This is a genomic window from Cytobacillus sp. FSL R7-0680, from assembly GCF_038009245.1.
Lineage (GTDB): Bacteria > Bacillota > Bacilli > Bacillales > Cytobacillaceae > Cytobacillus > Cytobacillus kochii.
This window is the reverse complement of the sequence record NZ_JBBPAO010000001.1, coordinates 2,839,758-2,858,920: the sequence shown is the minus strand read 5'-3', so window position 1 is coordinate 2,858,920 and position 19,163 is coordinate 2,839,758. Positions and strand designations below refer to the sequence as shown.

Below are 19,163 nucleotides of genomic sequence, written 5' to 3'. Positions count from 1 at the left end.
GGCCCTTTTGATACCTCAACTGAGGTGAAAAAGAGTCATTTTTCACTTTTTTGGATATTAAAAGACTTGTGTTGCCTTTTTTAAGAACAGGTGGGATATAACAGAGCTCTCTTCGCTTACTTTGGGGTTAAACAATTTCTCAATCATAACTCGTCCTATTCATTCATATATTGATGAAAGAGCCACAGTTGCTTAAAGAAGGGACGGCGGTTAAGTGGGCAAAAAGAAAGTAGTCATATTAATGGTCATATCATTACTTGTGGGCGCGATAGGTTCCTATGCAGGCTTTCAATTAAAGTTAAATATATCGCAAACAAAACAGCTAGAAGAAATGGGAGGTAGTCAACAGCTTGCATCTGATTTGGAGAAAATGAACGCGGCTTATCAGCTCATTTACAAAAATTATGTTGAAGAAGTTGATGCACATAAGTTAACAGAAGGCGCGATTCAAGGAATGCTTACCACGTTAAATGATGATTATTCCGTTTATATGGATGAAAGTACAGCAAAACAATTTAGTGAAACACTCGATTCTTCATTTGAAGGAATTGGAGCCGAGGTTAGTTTAGTAGATGGTAAGATCATTATTGTATCTCCAGTAAAAAATTCACCAGCAGAGCAAGCTGGTTTGAAACCAAATGACCAAATCATCAAGATTGATGATGAGAGTGTTGAAGGCTTTAATTTATTGCAAGCGACCTTAAAGATAAAAGGAAAAAAAGGGACAAAAGTCAAATTGACCATTATGAGAGAAGGTTTGCAAAACCCGTTAGAAATAGAAATTGTTCGGGCAGAAATACCTCATATTACAGTCAATTCTGAAGTTATAATGCACGACAATGAAAAAGTTGGCTATGTTGAGATTACTTCTTTTGCAACAGATACAGCTAAGGAATTTAAGATTGCTCTCAAGGACCTAGAAGAACAGGGAATGGACAGTTTGTTAATTGATGTACGAAATAACCCTGGTGGACTATTAAAAGTAGTTGACGAAATATTGGAAGAGTTGGTTACGAAGGATAAACCATATGTGCAGATAGAACAAAGAAACGGTGAAAGAATGATGAATTTCTCTCCTTTAGAAGAGAAGAAATCGTACCCTATCGGCGTTCTTATTGATAAGGGTAGTGCATCTGCCTCAGAAATATTAGCAGCAGCCCTCAAGGAAGCAGGTGATTATCCGTTAATTGGTACACAAACATTTGGTAAAGGAACAGTTCAACAACCTGTTCCAATGGGGGATGGCAGTAATATTAAATTGACCTTATATAAATGGCTTACACCTGACGGAAATTGGATTCATAAAAAAGGTGTCGCACCTACTTATGAAGTAAAACAATCTGAACTGTATGAGACTCACCCGATCCAAGTGGAGAAAACGTTAAAAACGGACATGAATAATGATCAAGTGAAGAATGCGCAATTCATATTAAAAAGCTTAGGTTATGCACCTGGTCGAGAGGATGGCTATTATAGTGCTGCAACTGCAACAGCAGTTAGAGCGTTTCAACATGCGGCCGGACTAACAGCAAACGGACAAATTGATGAAAAAACAGCCGAATCTCTTGAGAAAGAAGTCATTAAGCAAAGAAATAACCAGGACAATGATATGCAATTACAAACAGGCTTGCGTATTATGGCAAACCAATAGTGTTTACTCTATATATCAAAGCCGGACAAACTCAATGTTTGTTCGGCTTTTTAATGTGAGGTTGATGAAAAGGCTCCGGAATAAATGGTAAAATAGGGGAAATGTAGCAAATATAGAAGTGCCTGTATATGGTGGATGAACGAAAGCGAAAATCATCGCTTTTTGGGAATTGCGAATTACTCAAATATAAAAAGGTAATAGCGTTAGCGTGTCTTCAAGTTAAAAAACAGAAACGAGAAACAGCTCGGAAACTGCGCGATAGAAGAAACCCTTCTCCCATACGAAAGTAAATTCTAGCGGAAAGAGATTTTCTCTCACTATTTGTCTATATTTTGAATATCGGACACCTATTCCTTGTCATCACTTCTATTATAAGAAAATGTATTTACAAGTAGGAAGAAGACAATGGGTTGGCTATGTTTTTAAAGGGATATTTGGTAGAATATAGTCAGATTAGTAGATTAGATTAATGGTAGAGGTTGGTGGGAAGCTTGGCTGAGGCTTGGGCAATAGAGTTATTCAAGGGGTTAGGAAGGTTATTTCTAAACCCGGTCTTTTATTTAGTATTTCTAGCAGCTGCTTATTACGGTATACAAAGAGTCAACAGGGAAAGACAGCATTTCTTAGTCCGTGCTGAAAATGCCTATTTTGAGCTGAAGCAATTATTGCCTTTAGGGTTCATTCTTGGTGTTTCTCTTTCCCTTATTACCGTACTAGCTGGTTTAACTGTTCCTATTGAGTTACTTGTTTTTGCAACTGTTGCAACAATTATCTTGATGCTGACTCCAAAAGCAAGATGGGCGACACCGGCTTATACGGTAAGTATTGGTTTTATTCTTACCTTCTTTGCATTAGAACAGAACTGGCCACTGCCTGCCTTCATCTCATCACAAGTGGAAGGCGTAGAGTACCTACTGCCAGCTGCCGCAATGATCATTGCCTTGCTTGTGATTGCTGAAGGAATAATGATCACCATCAATGGTCCAAAAGGGACGTCTCCAAGACTAATGAAGAGTCGCCGTGGTCAGGTTGTGGGTATGCATGAAGCAAAAAGAATGTGGCTTTTACCACTGTTTTTACTAATACCTGGTGACGCCATTAGTTTGGACTCAACATGGTGGCCATTATTTTCAATTGGAGATCAATCTTATGCTTTAGTAGCTGTTCCTTTCGCTATTGGTTTTCAACAACAAATCCAAAGCAAATTTCCAGCTGTAGCCGTCGCAGCTTATGGAAAAAAAGTAATCTTCTTTGGTGCATTGCTGCTCATTATTGCCAGTGGCGCATTTGTTTATCCAATTGTAAGCTTAGCGATACCAGTACTAGCAATAGTAGGGAGAGAGTGGTTAAATTATCGCCAACGATCTGTAGATGCAAAGGCGGCGTTTTACTTTGCTAAAAAGAATGATGGTTTAATGATTATTGGTGTTGTTCCTCATTCACCAGCAGACAAAATGGGATTAAAAGTAGGAGAAACTGTTCTTAAAGTGAATGGTTTGCAAGTGAATGACGAAAAGGGATTTTATCAAGCATTGCAAAAAAATGCAGCTCATTGCAAACTTGAAGTCATTGACACCAATAATGAAAATCGATTTGTGCAAAGGGCACTTTATAAAACAGATCATCATGAATTAGGTATTCTCTTTATTAAAGAGGAATTTAAGAAAAGTCACCAAGCAGTTTAATATTTTTACCGGTTGTCTCTATGGGGCAATCGGTTTTTTTATTCAATAGATTGTGAAAAGAACATGTCCTTAATTCATTCTATTTATATTCCTAATTTGAGGAAATTAATATAAAATATAACAAAATTCAGATAACTTGTGTTAAGTTAATCAAAAGGAGGTATTTCATTGACCCATTCGATTTTAATTAAAAATATGTCTTTTCAGTATCATTCAATGGATAAAAGGATTTTTAGTGATGTGAATGTAAGTATTGATGAGCACTGGAAGCTTGCGCTGCTAGGGCGTAATGGTCGCGGAAAAACGACATTTATGAACATTTTAACAAATAAACTTCAATATAGAGGGACGATTCAAACGCCACTGACATTTAAATATTTCCCTGCCTTTCCACTACAAGAGGAGAATTTAACAGTATTAGAGTTATTGCTTAAAGAAAACCCTAATGTTGACCGGTGGAGAATTGATTATGAATTATCACTCATCGGATTACCACCTCATATTAGTCAAAGAAAGTTCCATCAATTAAGTGGTGGGGAACAAGTGAGAGTGTTACTTGTAGAGCTATTCTTAAATGAGGATGCTTTTCCTTTAATTGATGAACCGACAAATAATCTTGATAAAGAGGGACGTAACATGATTGGGAATTATTTGAGAATGAAAGAAGGGTTTATTGTAATTAGTCATGATGAATCCTTTTTAAACCAATTCGTCGATTATGTGTTAGCAATTGAAAAGCAGTCGCTCACCTTAATTAAGGGAAATGTGGATGTGTGGCGAAGAGAGAAAGAGCATGCGGATCAGCTTGCTGAATCTAGAAATAGTAAGTTAAAGTCAGAAATCAAACGGTTAAATGAAGTATCTGGTAAGGTAAACCAATGGGGAATGAAGCGAGAAAACAGCACAAAGGATGCGTCGGAAAGACGTTTAGCCGCGAAACAAATGAAAGGGGCAAAGGCAATAAAAAAACGCACAGAAGCGATGGTTTCTGAAAAAGAAGGACTTATCGATAATCGGGAGAGGGTCTCACAATTGAAAATGCTTGTGAAACAACCTGAAAAGCAAGTTTTATACTTCCGTGATTTTTCGATATTAAGAGACGGAACCCCCTTATTCCAACCAATTTCCATCGATATGTATCCTAATGATCGCTTATTTATTGAAGGGAGTAATGGTGTCGGGAAGTCAACACTACTCCAATTTATATTAGGGGTAAAGTATTTAGAGACAGTAGGGGAGTATCGCATTCATTTACCGCGAAAGATATCCATTTTAAATCAAAAAAATGAGCAAGATGTAGATTATGCTTCTTATTTACAACAATTGACTATAAAAGAAGAAAAACAAGCTTTTTGGCATTTGCTGTATCAGTTAGGCATAGATAGACACAGTTTCACTGATACATCTAGTCAGCATTGGAGTGCTGGCGAGCAGAAGAAAGTATTTTTAGCTCATGCTTTATTAGGGGAAAATAATTTATTTATATGGGATGAAGTCACCAATTACTTAGACATATTTGTCATTCAGCAATTAGTTGAGACGATTAAGGTGTATCAGCCGACGATGATTGCAGTTGATCATAATGAATCTTACATAAATGCAATTGCAACAAAGACGATATCATTAATTCCCTACGAATAGAGGTTCTTGCATCATGTTATAGGGAATATATTATCAAGAGAAGAAGCGGATAGGAAAAAAACAATGCAGTTATTGCTATTTATCTATCGACAGCGAATCGTTTATATCGTATGTATTAATAGAAGTTAGCAATATTTTTTTTTCATTCAAACGGAATATGTTTGTTGTCTAGGCCAGTCGGGGTGAAGAAAAATGTCTCTGTTTTTACAAGGTAAAAACCGGATCTTAAAATGTAGAGAAAGTCATTTGAAAATGATGCACCAGCAATATGAGTAGGCGTCCTTTACCTATTGAAAACTTTGCTAGAAGATAAGGATGCTACCTATTCTAAAAGCAGTAAAACGACTTAGTTATTTAGTTTTTTCTACCTATATTAGAAGAGCAAGTGCCCCTAGAATGAACACTATGGTTAGAAATTTAAAAAAAGTTGAAAATGGGATTGACATTAGTTTGAATTCGAGATATTATTATCTCATATTCAAGATAATTAAATTAAAGATAAAAAGTGAGGCGATGAAAATGGTTCATAAGAAGACATTAGATTCATTCGCTTGCTTAATGCAAACCAACAGATACATGCAAGATCAGATGAAAGACTGGTTACACAAATATAAGCTCACCTTTACAGAGTATTCCGTACTCCAAGTGCTGCATCAAAAGGGGAGACAATCGGTCCAGCAAATTAGTAAAAGCGTTTGGTTAACGAGCGGCAGTATGACTTATGTGATTGACCGCTTGCAAGAAAAGGGCTATTTATCTAGAAGTGATTGCAAAGAGGATCGCCGGGTTGTTTTTGTAACTATAACAAATGCGGGGAAGGAATTAATGGATCTAATCAGTCCATACTTATTAGAACAGATTTCAACCTTATTTCAACAAACAACTGAAGAAGAACAACAATTATTAATTCATATTCTTCATAAAATAACACAAAATAAACTAACTCACACCTAATATCTCAATTTCGAGATACTTGAAGGTTAGGGACATGGAAGGATGTTCAAAATGGAAAAACAAACGATGGGAATTCATCACATTACAGCTATTGTCGGCCATCCACAGGAAAATGTTGATTTTTATGCTGGTATTTTAGGTTTACGTCTTGTTAAAAAAACAGTTAACTTTGATGACCCAGGAACGTATCATCTTTATTTCGGTGATGAGGGAGGTAAACCAGGTACAATTATTACTTTCTTCCCATGGGCAGATGCGTACCCTGGCATCATTGGTGATGGGCAAGTGGGAATTACTGCATATGCTGTTCCATCTGGCGCCCTACCATTTTGGGAGGAACGCTTAACGAGTAAAGGCATTTCTTTTGAAAAACAAGTACGTTTTGGCGAACAAGTACTAAGCTTCGATGATCCACATGGCTTACATTTAGAGCTTGTTGAAAGAGAAGCTGGGGACGAGAATACTTGGACATTTAATGGGATAACTCCGGATGTGGCGATTAAAGGTTTCGCCGGGGCTGTTCTTTATTCTAGCAATGGTGGAAAAACAGGTGAGCTAATTGAAACAATGGGTTTAACCAAAGTGGCTGAAGAAGGAGTATTCGTCAGATATCAATCAAAAAGCGACATAGGTAATATTGTCGATGTAAAGATAACAAGCTCTGGAAAAGGAAGAATGGGTGTAGGAACTGTCCACCACATTGCATGGCGCGCAGCAGATGATGCTGACCAATTAGATTGGAAGAAATATATTGAAAGCTTTGGTTATGGTGTCACACCCGTGCAAGACAGAAACTATTTTAATGCGATTTACTTCAGAGAATACGGCGACATTCTTTTTGAAATTGCTACTGATCCGCCAGGTTTTGCTCATGATGAAAGTCAGGAAACGATGGGAACAGAATTAATGCTTCCTGAGCAATATGAAAAATACCGTGGACAATTACAGAGAAGGTTAATTCCGATTGATGTGAGGGAAGTGTAATTGCAAAAGGAGGAGTTACGCAATGGTAAGTATTGATCCGAACGCGCAAACCGAGAGGGAGAATTACAAATTATTGATCGGAAGTATTATCCCGAGGCCGATTGCCTTCGTCACTTCACAATCAAACACTGGTGTGATGAATGGTGCACCATTTAGTTTCTTTAATATCGTGTCTTCTAATCCGCCAATGATTGCTGTTTCAGTAGCAAGAAGAGCGGGTGAGATGAAAGATACTGCTAAAAATGTGTGTGATACGAAGGAGTTTGTCGTTCATATTGTTGATGAGTCAAATGTTACGCAAATTAATGAAACAGCGGCTACTGTCTCACCAAATGTGGATGAATTAAAGCTCAGTGGATTAGAGACAATTTCAAGTACAGTTGTCAATGTACCAGGAATCGTGAAAGCGAAAGTGAGGATGGAATGTCAGCTTGCTCATCATATTGAACTTGAAGGGAATGCTGATCTTCTTATCGGTAAAGTTGTCTACTTCCATTTCGATAATGAAATTTATGAAGCGGGCAAAATCAACGCTGAGAATTTAGGGGCAATCAGTCGCTTGGCTGGAAATGATTATGCGAAAGTAGGAGAAGTATTTACAATGGTTCGACCGAAATAATGGAGGGGATTTACATGAAACATATTTTTGAAAAGGGTAGTGACACATCAAAACCAACCCTATTATTACTTCATGGTACAGGGGGAAATGAGCTAGACCTTCTACCGTTAGCTGGCAAAATAGATGAAAGTGCATCAGTCCTAAGCGTTCGAGGTAATGTGCTTGAAAATGGAATGCCGCGCTTTTTTAGAAGGTTAGCAGAAGGGGTCTTTGATGAGGAGGATTTAATCTTTCGTACGAAAGAGCTTTATCAATTTTTAGATGAAGCAGCTGACAAATATGGTTTTGACCGCCATAATATCGTCGCTTTAGGATATTCAAATGGTGCTAATATTGCGGCCAGTATGATGTTCCATTATAAAGATGCTGTGAAAGCAGCAATCTTACACCATCCAATGGTACCAAGAAGAGGTATAGAATTGCCTGATTTAACAGGACAAAAGGTGTTCATTGGAGCAGGGACAAATGATCCGATTTGTTCACCCGAAGAATCTGAAGAGTTAAAGAGATTATTAGAAAAAGCGGGAGCCGATGTTCATCTTCATTGGGAACATATGGGACATCAGCTTTCATTCAAAGAAGTTGAAGAAGCAGCAAAATGGTTTAAAGCCAGCATCTAAGAAATGGGGAGAAACAATATGGGCTTTTTAAATAAATTATTCAATAAAAATAATCCACATCCTAAGGAGGAAATGAAAATGGAAAAATTAAATATCGGTATTATTTTAGGAAGTACAAGAGAAGGTCGTGTAAGTCCACAAGTAGGTCAATGGGTGAAAGAAATAGCTGATGCACGTGGGGATGCAAATTATGAAATTATTGATATTGCTGACTTTCATCTTCCGTTCCTTGGTACAACAGATGGCACAGAGCCTGGTATTGCAGCATGGGGAGATAAATTAGATAGTATGGATGGGTTTGTGTTTATCGTACAGGAATACAACCATAGTATTAGTGGTGCTTTGAAAAATGCGATCGACTTTGCTCGCGATCAATGGGCGAATAAAGCAGCAGGTATTGTCAGTTATGGATCTACTGGTGGTGCCCGTGCGGCAGAACATCTACGTGGCATTTTAGGCGAGCTACAAGTCGCAGATGTACGCACACATCCAACACTTTCCCTTTTTACTGATTTCGTAAATGGTAATGAATTTAAGCCTCAGGACTTGCACCAAGCAAATATGAAAATGATGCTTGATCAAGTGCTAGCATGGAGCGGTGCATTAAAAACATTAAGATAAGTTTAATGTATAGAGCTGAAAGGAATAGAAACAATATAGATGTATGTGAGATATCAAGGAGGATTCTATTCAAATGAGTATTAAATTAGCAGTCATTTATTATAGTTCAACAGGTACCAACTACCAAATGGCACAGTGGGCAGAACAAGGGGCAAAAGAAGCCGGCGCTGAAGTGAAGTTGTTAAAGATTCCTGAAACAGCACCTGAAGCAGCCATCGATTCCAATCCTGCATGGCGTGCCAATGCTGATGCTACGAAAGATGTACCAGAAGTTACACTTGCTGACCTTGAATGGGCAGACGCGATTGTTTTTAGTTTCCCAACTCGTTTTGGTAACATTGCTTCACAAGTGCAAGCTTTTATTGATACTGCTGGGGGCCTTTGGGCACAAGGCAAACTTGCGAACAAAGTAGTGAGTGCAATGAGCTCTGCTTCTAATCCTCACGGAGGTCAAGAAGCAACCCTTCTTTCATTTTATACAACTATGTTCCATTGGGGCGCGATTGTTGCCGCACCCGGCTTCACTGACCCAAGCATATTTGCTGGTGGCGGAAATCCTTACGGCGCAAGTTCAACTCAAGGACAAGATGGTAAAATCGTTGAAGATAATGAAGCAGCAGTTAAACATCAAGCCAAACGTACGGCAACTGTTGCTGAATGGATTCAAAAAGGCCAAGAATAATCATGCTTTAAAAAGGTATTTTAGGGAGACTCCTAAGATACCTTTTTTTAACTTGGGGATATAAGTGAAATTTTCTATCTAGTTGCCATGTCGTTGTGTGAATGGATAAAAGGATTTCCTTAACACATGGCTGATTATATAAATATCTGTTGGTTAAAATAACCAAAAGGAAATATTTGTCGAAAAAAATTCACGGAAAATATCCTTATGAGGCGACATTTTGTGGTGGAATGCATTACAATAATACATACAAATAAATCCTAGTGGTTTTACTTTTTTGGAAAAAGGGAACTACGAATGAAAATGTAGTCTATAGAGAAAAATTTATTTTTTGGGAAAAGGTGAGAATGTGAACAAGAAGAAATTCCAGTACTGGTCTCTTCAAATTCTAATTATTGTATCCGTCATTTTTGTAGCTTCAAAAATTTCTTTTTTATTTGAACCGATTGGAATCTTTTTTTCCACGTTGTTCTTCCCTATTATTATCTCGGGGTTCTTATTCTTCATTTTAAATCCATTTGTGCATTTAATTGAAAAAGCAAAAATTCCTAAGATATTATCGATCATATTACTATTTGCAATTGTTGCTGGATTGCTGGTGCTTGTCGTTAGTATTTTTGTACCAAAAATTTCAGCCCAATTGGCAGGGTTATTAAATGAACTACCTACCTATGTTAAACAAACAGAACAGTTCTTTAACAACTTCTCGCAATCTGAGGGTTATCGCTGGTTAATGAATCAAGATTATGTAACACAAGAAGAAATAATGGGTTATTTAGTTGATTATGCTAATCAACTTCCACAAAGGATTACGAATGGTCTCAGCGATTTAGTTGGATTAGTTGCAAATATAGCCATTACGATTATTACTGTACCATTCCTTTTATTCTTTATGTTAAAAGACGGGGAGAAGTTCCCACCTGCACTAGGGAAATTTGTTCCCAAAAGTTATCGTGCTGAAGCAATTGATACATTAAAAGAAACAGGTAAAACTCTTTCTTCCTATATTCAAGGTCAGATTACGGTCGCATTATTCGTCGGGACAGCGTCTTTTATCGGTTTCTTAATTATTGACCTACCATACGCAATTGTTTTGGCATTAATTATTTCAGTAACGAATATTATTCCTTATGTTGGACCATTTATTGGTGGTGCACCGGCGGTTATAGTTGGGCTATTTGAATCACCTACGATGGCGATTTTAGCAATAATAGTCATCGTCGCCGCACAACAATTAGAAGGTAATTTAATTTCACCATTAATTTTAGGGAAAACATTAAATACTCATCCAGCAACAATCATTATTATCTTATTGGTAGCAGGAAACTTAGCTGGTATATTAGGCATGTTACTTGCTGTACCAACATACGCCGTTGGGAAAACCATTGTATTAAGCGGTGTTCAATTTATAAAAGCAAGGAAAATGGCAAAAGAGATGGAAGCAGAAAAAGGTCCGCATCCAGCAGATATATAAATAAGTAGAACCCCATCAAAGTGAGATGGGGTTCTACTTTTCTTAGGGAAAAGCGTTTAGTTTTTAAGTTTTTAATAAAAAGAAAGGTTAACTAATTAGAATGAGAAATATGAGCTGACGTGTGTGTTGTTGATTAATAAGAAGGGTTTTAGTGGGTAGGTGTAATTGACTTGTATAACTCCTTGATTCAATCATTGTATGTGTTCAATTAAACCTGTTTATCTATTCAAATTTACTAGATGCCCCCAACTATGGACTAATTCTATAACTCATTTATGTAGAAGGAAATTTCATTTAGCTAACCCAAATCCAAATACTAAATACACCTATTGGGAATAGAAAAAAGACAGGGATAAGCCATTTTCGATATTTATAACTAAAAGTATAATCTCCTTTTTTACGGTCAAAGGTGTTTTTAGAGAAGAGTATCCTGTAGGTGAAAAAGACGTAACTGACAACGAAAAGCAGTAGAAATGTAATGAGAAAGAGCCATTTCATATCAACGAAGCCCAAGTTTGTGACACGAAGTATTTCTGCTATAACAAAAAGCCCCGAAAGGCATACAGCACCAACAATTTTAATGACGAAGTCTTTTTCATATGCTTTTTCCTCGTCATTACTGTTTATATAATCTTTAATGGTTTTTAGGGCATAAATAAAAACGGCTAGCCACGCAAATGCAAAAATAAAACCAAACAAAAAATCACCTCGTCTATTTCGCCATATAACAAAAGACGATTTTATATAGAATAAAGTTTCAAAATAAATGAAAAGTTAATTTGTACCTTCATACCCGTTTATTTTAATCCTAACCTTCTTTTCATCTCTTTGTCGAATGGATATCGAATATTTGTTCGCTTTTTTGTGGTTTAGATAAGAGGATTTGTGGTAGAATGAGGATATAGAAAATCGGAATGCAATAATGATTAGACACGCTTTACTTTTTACATAGAGGAGGTTTCTGATTTGGATCAAACATTTGAGTTAGTTTCAAAATATTCCCCACAAGGTGATCAACCTGCAGCTATTAAAGAGCTTGTAAATGGGATTCAAGAGGGGAAAAAGCATCAGACATTACTAGGTGCAACTGGAACCGGGAAAACGTTCACTGTTTCTAACGTCATTAAAGAAGTGAACAAACCAACGTTAGTAATTGCTCATAATAAGACGTTAGCAGGTCAATTATATAGTGAATTTAAAGAGTTCTTTCCCAATAATGCGGTAGAGTATTTTGTTAGTTACTATGACTACTATCAACCAGAAGCATATGTACCATCCACTGACACATTTATTGAGAAAGATGCGAGTATTAATGATGAAATAGATAAGCTCCGCCATTCAGCTACCTCCTCATTATTTGAAAGAAATGATGTTATCATCATCGCCAGTGTTTCTTGCATCTATGGTTTGGGATCTCCTGAAGAATATAGAGAGCTTGTCTTAAGTTTAAGGACGGGAATGGAAATAGAGCGAAATCAATTATTAAGGAAGCTAGTCGACATACAATATGAGCGCAATGATATGAACTTTATACGTGGGACATTTCGTGTACGCGGTGATGTCGTAGAGATATTCCCTGCTTCGAGAGACGAGCACTGTTTACGTGTGGAGTTTTTTGGAGATGAAATAGATCGGATTCGTGAAGTCGATGCTTTGACCGGTGAAATTTTAGGTGATCGTGATCATGTAGCCATTTTCCCGGCATCTCACTTCGTTACCAGAGAAGAGAAAATGCGTGTAGCCATCGAAAATATTGAAAAAGAATTAGAAGAAAGGCTGGCTACCTTACATGAAGAAGGCCATTTATTACAGGCACAACGCCTAGAACAAAGAACGCGATATGATCTAGAAATGATGAGAGAGATGGGTTTTTGTTCAGGGATTGAAAACTACTCCCGTCATTTAACTCTTCGTCCAGCTGGTTCGACTCCTTATACTTTACTTGATTACTTCCCAAAGGACTTCTTACTTGTTATTGATGAATCTCATGTGACATTGCCGCAAATAAGAGGGATGTATAATGGTGACCAAGCCCGTAAGAATGTATTAGTAGAACATGGTTTTCGTCTTCCTTCTGCAATGGATAACCGTCCTCTTACTTTTTCTGAGTTTGAAGATCATATTAGCCAGATTGTTTATGTTTCTGCGACTCCAGGTCCGTATGAATTAGAACAAACACCTGAAATGATTGAACAAATCATTAGACCTACTGGATTGTTAGATCCTATTATTGATGTCCGACCGATAGAGGGACAGATTGATGATTTAATTGGTGAAATTAATGATAGAATTGAGAAAAATGAACGTGTACTCATTACCACTTTAACGAAAAAAATGTCTGAGGATTTAACGGATTATTTAAAGGAAATTGGTATGAAGGTTCAATACCTACATTCCGAAGTGAAAACCCTTGAGAGAATCGAGATTATTAGGGAGCTTCGTATGGGTACCTATGATGTGTTAATAGGTATTAATTTGTTGCGAGAAGGGCTTGATATTCCAGAAGTTTCACTCGTAGCGATTCTTGATGCCGACAAAGAAGGATTTTTACGTTCAGAACGTTCACTTATCCAAACGATTGGGCGTGCTGCTCGTAATGCAAATGGTCAAGTTATAATGTATGCTGACCGAATGACAGACTCCATGACAAAAGCTATAAGTGAAACAAAACGCCGCCGTAGCATTCAAGAAGATTACAACACAGAACACGGTATCACGCCACAGACGATACAAAAAGAAATTCGTGATGTGATTAGAGCGACACAAGCAGCGGAAACGCCAGAGGAGTATAATAGTGCTGATAAATTAAGTCAATTAAATAAAAAAGAACGTCAAAAATTAATAGCAGATATGGAGAAAGAGATGAAGTCTGCAGCAAAGGATTTAAATTTCGAACGAGCGGCAGAGCTTCGTGATCTTATTCTTGAACTGAAGGCGGAAGGATGATGAACGGAAATGGCAATGGAGAAATTGATTGTTAAAGGTGCAAGGGCACATAATTTAAAAAATGTCGATGTAACAATCCCAAGGGATAAGCTTGTTGTCTTAACGGGATTATCAGGATCGGGAAAATCGTCCTTAGCGTTTGATACGATTTATGCAGAAGGACAGCGCCGTTATGTTGAATCCCTCTCTGCCTATGCAAGACAGTTCTTAGGACAAATGGATAAGCCGGATGTGGATACGATTGAAGGTTTATCTCCTGCGATTTCTATAGACCAGAAAACAACTAGTAAAAACCCTCGTTCAACGGTAGGAACTGTAACAGAAATCTATGATTATTTGCGTCTATTATTTGCGAGAGTAGGACACCCAACCTGCCCTAATCATAATATAGAAATTTCTTCTCAAACTGTTGAACAAATGGTAGATCGTATTATGGAATATCCGGAAAGAACAAGATTGCAAGTACTGGGACCTGTTGTTTCTGGTAGAAAAGGAACACATGTAAAGGTATTAGAAGAGGTAAAGAAACAAGGGTTTGTTCGTGTTCGGGTTGATGGTGATATGCTCGATTTAGGAGAAGAAATCGAGCTTGAGAAAAATAAAAAACATTCTATTGAAGTGGTTATTGACAGAATTGTTGTGAAGGAAGGCGTGGAGGCCAGATTAGCTGACTCGCTCGAAACAGCACTGAAAATGGGAGAAGGAAAAGTCATAGTTGATGTGATTGGAGAAGAGGAATTATTATTCAGTGAAAATCATGCATGTCCTATTTGTGGTTTTTCAATTGGAGAACTTGAACCGAGAATGTTCTCTTTTAATAGTCCTTTCGGTGCCTGTCCCGATTGTGATGGCTTAGGTGTAAAGTTAGAAGTAGATCCGGATTTAGTCATCCCTAATAAAGATCTCACATTGAAGCAGCATGCGATTGCACCTTGGGAACCGAATAGCTCACAATACTACCCGCAGCTTTTGGAAGCAGTATGTACGCACTATGGCATTGATATGGATATCCCCGTATCAGCTATTCCAGATGAACAAATAGATAAAATCCTTTATGGTTCTGGTAAGGAAAAAATATATTTTAAATATGAAAATGATTATGGCCAAGTGCGTGAATCACATATTGTCTTTGAAGGTGTGATGAATAATATCAAGAGAAGATATAAGGAGACAAGCTCTGATTATATTCGTGAACAGATGGAGAAGTACATGGGGGAACATAAATGTCCTACGTGTAAAGGCTACCGTCTTAAGAAAGAAAGCTTAGCAGTCTTGATTGATGGTCATCATGTTGGGAAGCTTACAGATTTATCTGTTGAAGAAGCTTATGACTTTTTTGGGCAATTACACTTAACAGAAAAAGAAATGAAAATTGCTAATTTGATCATGAGAGAAATTAAAGAACGTCTTGGATTTCTTATTAATGTTGGCTTGGATTATTTAACGCTGAGCCGGGCTGCTGGAACTCTCTCAGGTGGGGAAGCCCAACGAATTCGTTTAGCCACCCAAATTGGTTCACGGTTGACTGGAGTGTTGTATATTCTTGATGAACCTTCTATTGGATTGCATCAAAGGGATAATGACCGATTAATCGAAACGTTAAAGAACATGCGTGATATCGGTAATACGTTAATTGTGGTAGAGCATGATGAAGATACGATGCTTGCAGCGGATTATTTAATTGATGTGGGTCCAGGTGCAGGGGTGCATGGTGGTGAAATTGTTTCCAAAGGTACACCAGAAGAAGTAATGAAAGATGATTACTCTTTAACCGGTCAATATTTATCAGGGAAAAGATTTATCCCACTGCCGATAGAAAGAAGAAAAGGTGACGGTCGTTTTATTGAGATTAAAGGGGCTAAAGAGAATAACTTGAAGAATGTGAACGTCAAGTTCCCTCTTGGTACTTTCACGGCTGTGACTGGTGTCTCAGGCTCAGGGAAGAGTACGTTAATCAATGAGATTCTCCATAAAAGCTTAGCGCAAAAACTACATCGAGCGAAAAGTAAGCCGGGTGCACATAAGGAAGTGAAAGGAATTGATCAATTAGACAAAGTCATAGATATTGATCAATCGCCTATCGGAAGAACGCCACGTTCTAATCCGGCTACCTATACAGGAGTATTCGATGACATTCGTGATGTGTATGCTTCTACAAATGAAGCAAAAGTTAGGGGCTATAAGAAGGGGCGCTTTAGTTTTAACGTCAAAGGTGGCCGTTGTGAGGCCTGTCGTGGAGATGGGATTATTAAAATCGAAATGCATTTTCTTCCTGATGTATATGTGCCATGTGAAGTCTGCCATGGAAAACGTTATAATCGCGAGACGTTAGAAGTAAAATATAAAGGGAAGAGTATTGCAGAAATCTTAGAAATGACAGTGGAAGATGCACTTACCTTCTTTGAAAATATTCCTAAAATTCGTCGTAAGTTGCAAACCATCTATGATGTTGGATTGAGTTATGTCAAATTGGGCCAACCAGCGACAACCTTATCAGGTGGAGAAGCACAAAGGGTAAAACTGGCTTCTGAACTACATCGTCGTTCTAATGGTAAATCATTTTATATATTAGATGAACCAACAACGGGCTTGCATGTGGATGATATCGCTCGTTTACTTAATGTCTTGCAGCGTCTTGTTGAAAATGGGGATACTGTGCTCGTGATAGAACATAATCTAGATGTAATTAAAGCTGCTGACCATTTAATTGATTTAGGTCCTGAAGGTGGACTTAAGGGGGGGACAATCCTAGCTACAGGTACCCCTGAAGTGATTGCAGAAACAGCCGAGTCTTATACAGGAAAATATTTAAAACCGATTCTTGAACGTGATCGCAAAAGAATGAAAGAGCAAATTGAGCATAAAGAAGCAAGTGTAACGAATGCTTAATGGTTTTAATAGAAAATACCACGGGTCTATCGGCTCGTGGTATTTCCTATTAAAAAAGATAAAGATTTGTAACTCTATAGCAAAAGGGATGTAACTATCCTTCGTTATAATCATAGTATTATAAGGGGAGAGGGTGACTATACGATTATGGAAGATTATTTAGCTAAATCATTAGAGGAATGGAAAGAAGATATCTCTGAAGTGCTTAGTCAAATTAATGAGGAATATGATCAAATTAAGCTTGAGCTAAAACTTTACTCCTATAAATATGGAATAACTAAACAAGTCATTCAATCTACTGTCAACGATGAGATTATTGAAAGTATAAGAGAACGTTATCACAGACCGTTTGAAGAGAAGTATAATGATTTGAAAGAGCATGCAAAAGATTTGGAAGAAAAAAGAAAAGTATTTCAAATGTTCGTTAACAAGATTGATGAGGTTAAGCGTAAGGAATCTCCTCGCACAACTGACTTGGCGGCCTATCAATAAATTTTTAAAGGTACATAGCTTAAGCAGGTCCTAGGTCATAAATATCCAGGACCTGTTTGGGTTTTACTAAAATTTAATTAGCAACGATTTACCTTCTTTACTCTTCATTTTCCCCTATACCACAGAAAACGAACCTTCAAATCTAGACCTCATGACATAAATCCCAGTCAGACTTGAGACTGGTTTTTTTATTTAAGTGAAACTTTTGCCCCTGACTATCGTACAATTGAGTAAAGAAAAATTGAAGTATAAGCCTAATTTTCGCTGATTAAGGGTAAAAATGAAATATAACCAACTTTCATTTTTCAATACTAATCATGCTGGAGATTGTCCTAAGCATACTTATTAGATATTGATACTTATTTAGCCTAAGATAAAAAGGATAATAGGGCATAGACAAAATGAACCTTATGGAGGGAATAGAATGAAGGAAGAAAGAAAACGCATTTTAAAAATGGTGGAGGATGGAAAATTATCTGTTGAAGAAGCTTTAACTTTATTAGAGAAATTAGAAAAAGCCGAAGATACGGCTGAGCAAAAGCAAGAAGAAATTATTAAAGAATTATCTACAGCAGTAAAATTTGAAGAAGAGAAAAAAGAAGAGCCTTTTAATTATAAATTTAATTCAGCAAAAGATAAGATCATTGATTTTGTCGACTCTGCATTTAAAAAGATTAAAGATGTCGATTTAGACTTTAACTTCGGACAGTCACATAGTATATCCCATATTTTCCATCAATCTGACGGTACCTTTAATGAAATTGAAGTAGATGTCGCAAACGGAGCTATCAAAGTTGTACCGTGGTCACAGACTGATGTAAGAGCAGAGTGTGAAGTAAAAGTGTATCGTGCGGAGTCTCAAGATGAGGCTCGGAAAAAATTCTTGGAGGATGCTGTATTTACCGTTGTAGATGATAAACTGAAGTTCTCTACTCAACAAAAATGGATAAAGTTAGATGCGGTACTATATGTACCTGAGAAGGAATATAATAAATTAAAACTTCGTACCTTTAATGGACCGATTGAAAGTGAAAAGCTAAAAGCGAAAACCTTTAAGGCAAAAACGGCAAACGGTAAAATTACAGCAAAGCAATTACAAAGTAAACATGCAGAGTTAGAAACCGTTCATGGAAAAATTCATGTTGAAAACGGTACGGTTGATATACTTGAAGCAGAGACGATAAACGGTGCTGTACATGTAGATGGAGATTATGAGAGAGTGAATGCACATTCTTTTAATGGGAATGTAGCTTGTGCTGTTGGGGGTTCCCGTTGTGAATCGATTGAAGCAAAAGCAACAACTGGCAATGTAGAAGTAACGCTTCCCCCATTTGCAGAAGTAAGTGGTGAACTAAAAACGAATTTAGGAAGTTTTGATATTCATATTGAGGGAATTGAGATATTAGAGGAAAAGAGTGATGTTATTCAGAAGGTGCTTCGTTTCCGCTCTATTAAAGATCCTCAAGGTGGTTTAAGGTTAAATGCAGATACAAAAACAGGGTCTGTCACAGTAAAAAAATCTAGCTCAGTTTTCTAATGGAAAGGTGTCATATGTATGAAATGGTTAATTGGTATTGTTATTAATGCCATATTATTTATTGCTTTATCTGGCTTTATAGGAGATTCTTTTTATTTATCAGGCTTCGGGTCTGCCTTGTTAGCTAGTTTTATCCTATCCATTCTTAATATAATTGTTAGACCGATATTGATTTTATTGACATTACCAATTACGGTCATTTCGTTAGGGTTATTTTTATTCGTTATCAATGCAGTAACCTTAATGATTACGAGTGGATTAATGGGAGATACTTTTGAGATTGCCGGTTTTGGCACAGCTATTCTGGTGGCAATTATTATGTCTGTAGCAAATTTAATTATACAAAAGGTTCTCTGGGATTAAGTAAA

Annotated in this window: 16 protein-coding genes; 15 read left to right on the top strand and 1 reads right to left on the bottom strand. The window is 37.2% G+C overall.

What is annotated here, in order from left to right; all coding sequences use genetic code 11:
• Window positions 1-214: 214 nt before the first annotated feature.
• The 10 genes from MKY26_RS14305 to MKY26_RS14260 all read left to right on the top strand — a co-directional run bounded on the left by MKY26_RS14305 (window position 215) and on the right by MKY26_RS14260 (window position 10,931).
• Window positions 215-1,651, top strand: coding sequence for a S41 family peptidase (locus tag MKY26_RS14305; RefSeq protein ID WP_180316931.1), 1,437 nt, complete (start codon window positions 215-217; stop codon window positions 1,649-1,651).
• A gap of 482 nt (window positions 1,652-2,133) precedes the next feature.
• Entirely contained in the window at window positions 2,134-3,336 is a 1,203-nt protein-coding gene (locus MKY26_RS14300; protein ID WP_445293125.1) for a PDZ domain-containing protein, read from the top strand.
• Between the two features lie 168 nt (window positions 3,337-3,504).
• Complete coding sequence (locus MKY26_RS14295) at window positions 3,505-4,977, top strand: ATP-binding cassette domain-containing protein (protein ID WP_341097894.1); 1,473 nt, start codon at window positions 3,505-3,507, stop codon at window positions 4,975-4,977.
• Between the two features lie 519 nt (window positions 4,978-5,496).
• A complete protein-coding gene (locus MKY26_RS14290) occupies window positions 5,497-5,931 on the top strand; it encodes a MarR family winged helix-turn-helix transcriptional regulator (RefSeq protein WP_322909691.1) in 435 nt (144 codons plus the stop codon).
• 42 nt (window positions 5,932-5,973) lie between these two features.
• Window positions 5,974-6,915, top strand: a complete 942-nt coding sequence (locus MKY26_RS14285; RefSeq protein WP_157733894.1) for a ring-cleaving dioxygenase — start codon at window positions 5,974-5,976, stop codon at window positions 6,913-6,915.
• 22 nt (window positions 6,916-6,937) lie between these two features.
• Complete coding sequence (locus MKY26_RS14280; protein ID WP_322909690.1) at window positions 6,938-7,534, top strand: flavin reductase family protein; 597 nt, start codon at window positions 6,938-6,940, stop codon at window positions 7,532-7,534.
• A gap of 14 nt (window positions 7,535-7,548) precedes the next feature.
• Window positions 7,549-8,154, top strand: a complete 606-nt coding sequence (locus MKY26_RS14275) for an alpha/beta hydrolase (RefSeq protein WP_322909689.1) — start codon at window positions 7,549-7,551, stop codon at window positions 8,152-8,154.
• 18 nt (window positions 8,155-8,172) lie between these two features.
• Window positions 8,173-8,775 carry an NADPH-dependent FMN reductase gene (locus MKY26_RS14270; RefSeq protein WP_095371863.1) on the top strand — a complete coding sequence of 201 codons (603 nt, stop codon included), beginning with the start codon at window positions 8,173-8,175 and terminating at the stop codon, window positions 8,773-8,775.
• Between the two features lie 73 nt (window positions 8,776-8,848).
• Window positions 8,849-9,457 carry an NAD(P)H:quinone oxidoreductase gene (wrbA, locus tag MKY26_RS14265; RefSeq protein WP_095371864.1) on the top strand — a complete coding sequence of 203 codons (609 nt, stop codon included), beginning with the start codon at window positions 8,849-8,851 and terminating at the stop codon, window positions 9,455-9,457.
• Between the two features lie 349 nt (window positions 9,458-9,806).
• Window positions 9,807-10,931, top strand: coding sequence for an AI-2E family transporter (locus MKY26_RS14260; RefSeq protein ID WP_095373600.1), 1,125 nt, complete (start codon window positions 9,807-9,809; stop codon window positions 10,929-10,931).
• A 294-nt stretch (window positions 10,932-11,225) separates the two neighbouring features.
• On the opposite strand, the gene MKY26_RS14255 is transcribed toward MKY26_RS14260, so the two are convergent.
• Window positions 11,226-11,630 carry a hypothetical protein gene (locus tag MKY26_RS14255; RefSeq protein ID WP_307318878.1) on the bottom strand — a complete coding sequence of 135 codons (405 nt, stop codon included), beginning with the start codon at window positions 11,628-11,630 and terminating at the stop codon, window positions 11,226-11,228.
• A 267-nt stretch (window positions 11,631-11,897) separates the two neighbouring features.
• Between MKY26_RS14255 and uvrB the strand changes: the two genes are divergently transcribed.
• From uvrB to MKY26_RS14230, 5 genes are all read left to right on the top strand, one after another.
• Window positions 11,898-13,877 (top strand): excinuclease ABC subunit UvrB, encoded by a 1,980-nt coding sequence (uvrB, locus tag MKY26_RS14250; protein WP_307318874.1) that lies wholly within the window; start codon window positions 11,898-11,900, stop codon window positions 13,875-13,877.
• Between the two features lie 9 nt (window positions 13,878-13,886).
• Window positions 13,887-16,766: an excinuclease ABC subunit UvrA gene (gene uvrA, locus MKY26_RS14245; RefSeq protein ID WP_095371867.1), complete on the top strand. Its 2,880-nt coding sequence runs from the start codon at window positions 13,887-13,889 to the stop codon at window positions 16,764-16,766.
• Between the two features lie 147 nt (window positions 16,767-16,913).
• The gene (locus tag MKY26_RS14240; protein WP_095371868.1) at window positions 16,914-17,258 is read left to right on the top strand and encodes a hypothetical protein; all 345 of its coding nucleotides are present in this window, start codon (window positions 16,914-16,916) and stop codon (window positions 17,256-17,258) included.
• A 424-nt stretch (window positions 17,259-17,682) separates the two neighbouring features.
• The gene (locus MKY26_RS14235; protein WP_307318869.1) at window positions 17,683-18,795 is read left to right on the top strand and encodes a DUF4097 family beta strand repeat-containing protein; all 1,113 of its coding nucleotides are present in this window, start codon (window positions 17,683-17,685) and stop codon (window positions 18,793-18,795) included.
• Between the two features lie 18 nt (window positions 18,796-18,813).
• Complete coding sequence (locus MKY26_RS14230) at window positions 18,814-19,158, top strand: phage holin family protein (protein ID WP_095371870.1); 345 nt, start codon at window positions 18,814-18,816, stop codon at window positions 19,156-19,158.
• Window positions 19,159-19,163 lie beyond the last annotated feature (5 nt).

What these genes read in the sequence shown, in the direction of transcription:
- MKY26_RS14290 (WP_322909691.1), top strand. Translation starts at nt 5,497, where the DNA reads ATGGTTCATAAGAAGACATTAGATTCATTCGCTTGCTTAATGCAAACC.
- MKY26_RS14285 (WP_157733894.1), top strand. Translation starts at nt 5,974, where the DNA reads ATGTTCAAAATGGAAAAACAAACGATGGGAATTCATCACATTACAGCT.
- MKY26_RS14280 (WP_322909690.1), top strand. Translation starts at nt 6,938, where the DNA reads ATGGTAAGTATTGATCCGAACGCGCAAACCGAGAGGGAGAATTACAAA.
- MKY26_RS14275 (WP_322909689.1), top strand. Translation starts at nt 7,549, where the DNA reads ATGAAACATATTTTTGAAAAGGGTAGTGACACATCAAAACCAACCCTA.
- MKY26_RS14270 (WP_095371863.1), top strand. Translation starts at nt 8,173, where the DNA reads ATGGGCTTTTTAAATAAATTATTCAATAAAAATAATCCACATCCTAAG.
- wrbA (WP_095371864.1), top strand. Translation starts at nt 8,849, where the DNA reads ATGAGTATTAAATTAGCAGTCATTTATTATAGTTCAACAGGTACCAAC.
- uvrA (WP_095371867.1), top strand. Translation starts at nt 13,887, where the DNA reads ATGGCAATGGAGAAATTGATTGTTAAAGGTGCAAGGGCACATAATTTA.
- MKY26_RS14240 (WP_095371868.1), top strand. Translation starts at nt 16,914, where the DNA reads ATGGAAGATTATTTAGCTAAATCATTAGAGGAATGGAAAGAAGATATC.
- MKY26_RS14235 (WP_307318869.1), top strand. Translation starts at nt 17,683, where the DNA reads ATGAAGGAAGAAAGAAAACGCATTTTAAAAATGGTGGAGGATGGAAAA.
- MKY26_RS14230 (WP_095371870.1), top strand. Translation starts at nt 18,814, where the DNA reads ATGAAATGGTTAATTGGTATTGTTATTAATGCCATATTATTTATTGCT.